The organism is Shewanella sp. 10N.286.45.A1, assembly GCF_041470405.1.
Classification (GTDB): domain Bacteria; phylum Pseudomonadota; class Gammaproteobacteria; order Enterobacterales; family Shewanellaceae; genus Shewanella.
The window spans coordinates 1-3,587 of the sequence record NZ_JBFRMK010000381.1 but is presented as its reverse complement, the minus strand read 5'-3'; the positions used below and the strand labels follow the sequence as shown (position 1 = coordinate 3,587).

Annotated in this window: 3 protein-coding genes; 2 read left to right on the top strand and 1 reads right to left on the bottom strand. The window is 42.8% G+C overall.

The annotated features are described in order from the left end of the window. Positions 1–13: 13 nt before the first annotated feature. On the bottom strand, positions 14–136 hold the full coding sequence (locus AB4238_RS21630) for a hypothetical protein (protein WP_372035612.1): 123 nt from the start codon (positions 134–136) through the stop codon (positions 14–16). Between the two features lie 538 nt (positions 137–674). Here AB4238_RS21630 and AB4238_RS21625 point away from each other — a divergent pair. Continuing rightward, on the top strand, positions 675–965 hold the full coding sequence (locus AB4238_RS21625; RefSeq protein WP_372035610.1) for a hypothetical protein: 291 nt from the start codon (positions 675–677) through the stop codon (positions 963–965). A 60-nt stretch (positions 966–1,025) separates the two neighbouring features. Further along, on the top strand, positions 1,026–3,284 hold the full coding sequence (locus tag AB4238_RS21620; protein WP_372035609.1) for a TonB-dependent receptor: 2,259 nt from the start codon (positions 1,026–1,028) through the stop codon (positions 3,282–3,284). Positions 3,285–3,587 lie beyond the last annotated feature (303 nt).

Below are 3,587 nucleotides of genomic sequence, written 5' to 3'. Positions count from 1 at the left end.
CGTCCATATATGGCTATGTCTTTACCTGTGTATTTATCATCACCGCAGAGAAAGGCGCGTCGAACAACACGGCTACAGCAGTGATAATAGGGGGTGGGTCTTCGATACTGATGAGGGTTCGTCTTGGCCTTGGCATACAACCTCCTTGTTAAATGCGCTTTTAAAGCTTAGCAAGAGAGGGTTATTTGTGCCATTAACTATGGGTGGCTATGTCTTTGTTTAGGTAGTTAATCGAAAATTCCCTAATAGTGATTATATCTAAATTAATGCTAAAGCTGACCTTTGGATTTAATATACTTTTAGTCTAACTACCTTGATAAATAGTTATAGAGAGTAATTAATGATGTATAGAATTAATTTGTAGAAAGCTTTGCCGTTTTTACGCTGAAGCTTCATTTTATTTACAAAGTTACAACAGTAGGAGCTGATAATTTGTGGGTACAATTACTTGGTGTATTTTTTTAATTTTATATCACTTGTTAAAGTTGGGTTGCTCGTCGATACAGAGGGTGAGTTATGTGTTTAATAATTTTTTGGTTTTCTAATATATTCGAATAGAGACTCAAAATTATTTTTTACATATAGACCAAATTTAAAACTAGACAATTGGTCTATCACTAAACTAAGCTGCTGTCTTACTAAATCATCAGTCTTTAACTAATGGGGGAGCCTATATGAATGATATACCCCTAAAAAAAGTAAAGGGTTCTCTGTTACTTTTATTTGGTTTTTGGTTGATTGCTTTACAAACTATAACCTTATCTCACGCAGCAGAACATGCGTTAGAAGCCGATCATAGTTACTGTCAGTACAGCAATTTCTATCATGATGAATGCGCGGGTCCAACATCAAGCCATGTCCCGGTTGTTTGTCTGCAACAAGTTGAAAGCACAGCCCAGCCATTATACTTCCAACCCGCAGTTGCTTGGTTAAATAACCAGCGAGTTAGAGCTCCACCATTCTAGTCCTTAGGCAAAATAAAAATCACATTTAAATTAATTGCTTACTTACAAGGACAAGCAAAAATGAAACTTGCACTATCTTCTATAGCGCTAGCTATTGCTGGCTGTTTATCACCTGCAATGGCTGCAGAGTTACAAGGTCAAATTACCGAAACTAACGGTAACCCAATCCCAAATGCGCATGTCAGCATTGATGGCGGAGCGGAAACAACCAGCGACTCTGAAGGTCGATACAAACTGACAATTGCAGATAATAGCCATGTTCATCTTCACGTAAGTGATGACAACTTCAGGCATGCAGATAATGACTTACAGATCACAACCGGTGTAGTGACCCACAACGTCGCGCTCAAGAAAACAATGATGGAGAACATTGTTGTCACAGCGTCACCTATGATGCGTTCAAGCATGGAAAGTACCACGCCAATCAGTGTGATGACTGCTGACCAGTTAAAGCTAAATATTGAACCCACTTTAGGAGATACCATCGATAAGCTCCCTGGCGTACAGGCAACTCGTTTTGGCGCTGGAGCAAGTCGACCTATTATTCGTGGGATGAGCGGTCCGCGAGTGATGGTACTTGAAAATGGTTTATCGGTGGGAGACGCCTCAACGGTGTCGGCAGATCACGCAGTCACTACCGAAGCGAGCACGGCGCAGCAAATTGAAATTCTAAGGGGACCGGGCTCATTGCTTTACGGTAACGCAGCTATTGGTGGGGTGGTTAACGTCGTCAATAATCGAGTGCATGAGCAATCAGTTGATGAACTAACCGGTAACTTTGGCACGCACTACACGACAGGGAACAACGGTAAAACGGTCAACGGTGAATTGAACGGCGGCAACGGTAAATTCAATTGGCATGTAGATGGTACTCATCGAAATACCGACGATTATGATATTGCTGGTAATGCAATTGAAGGGCAACCAGATACCCATGGAAAAGTCGCTAATAGTCAGCTAAAGCTCGATGACTATGCCGTTGGTGTGGGTTACACCGGTGATGATAGTTTTGTTAGTGTTTCAGGGGCAAATACTCAATCTAATTATGGTATTCCCGGTAGAGGTGAATCCGGTGAGCCTAACACCACTATTGATCTTAAAAAGACAGATTGGCAGCTCCACGGCGGTATGCTTGACCCATTTGCTGGGATCAGTAAAGTTCGTTTGGACGCTGGTTATACCGACTATCAACATGCGGAAGAAGAGAACGGCGACGCCGATACGTTCTTTTATAATAAGCAGAGCGAAGCTCGTTTAAGCCTTAATAATAAGCCATGGGGGGAGTGGCAAGGAGTCATGGGGCTGCATGCAATTCATAGAGACTTTTCTGTTCAGGGAGAGGAAGCTCTGACCCCCGATAGTATTACAGACACTGTTGCCGCATTTATCGTACAAGAGCGTAAATTAGGTGACTTTCGTATCGAACTCGGTAGCCGAATTGAGCATTATAGTTTAGATCCCGATAGCATGACCTTGGGAGATTCACTAAACTACCAACCCAATGGCTTAAGTGATAACAATGTTACCGTTTCAGCTGGGGTTGTATGGGATTTTGACCCTGCTTACAACTTAGCGTTATCTATCGAAAGGGCTGAGCGTTCGGCAACCGCAGAAGAGTTGTATAGTTTTGGCGAACATGATGCGACTCAAAGCTTCGAGGTGGGTTCTCAATACAGAGTTGAAAACGGCAGTGTTGTTCCAGATAGTGGTGATAGTGAAAAAGAAATTGCTAATAATATCGACTTAGCTTTTCGTAAACTAGAAGGAGATTGGACAGGGTCTTTTAGTGTTGCTTATAACAGAATAAGTGACTTCTACTATGAGAAAAATACAGGCCTTGTGGCCTCCGATATCGGCGCTGAAGGGGATTTACCTGTCTATCAGTTTACCCAAGCCGATGCCGAAATTTATTCAGCTGAAGCCCAAGTGAATATTCCTATAAGTGAAATATGGTCGGTAGATCTTCTCGGCGATTATACTCGTGGCAAGCTGGTTGACGGCGGTAATCTACCGCTAATATCGCCAATGCGATTGGGCTCAACGCTCAATTTTGATCAGCAAGACTGGCATGCAGAGGTTGGTGTGATGGCTTATGCTAAACAGACTGATACCGCGGAAAATGAGACCGATACATCAGGTTACGCACTCGTTGATACGGCGATAACCTATCATTTGCCTACTGAAAATGGCGATATGATGTTTTATTTGAAGGGAAGTAATTTACTCGACCAAGAGGCGCGGCCACATACATCTTTACTCAAAGATTATTCGCCGTTAATGGGGCGTAGCTTTATGCTTGGTATGAATTACGATTTTTAGATAAATTGGCCTCATAAAACTGTCGTTGCCATAAGTGAGCTCTATCGAGTTCGCTTATGGCTCTCAATCAAAATGCGCAGTGATAGATAAGAGTAGACTGAGCATTCGTGCATACGCGAGGCAATAAAAAAAGCCCCGATACTTTCGTATCGGGGCTTTCTATATTTGGTGGAGGGGGTGGGGCTCGAACCCGCGTCCAAAAAGCCTACATCCTATCTGACTGCCCGTATGAGCGCGTGATATCAATACTTTCAGATAGTTACGTTTAAGCATCTGTTAGAGAGTGGTAAGCGTCCGGTAAAC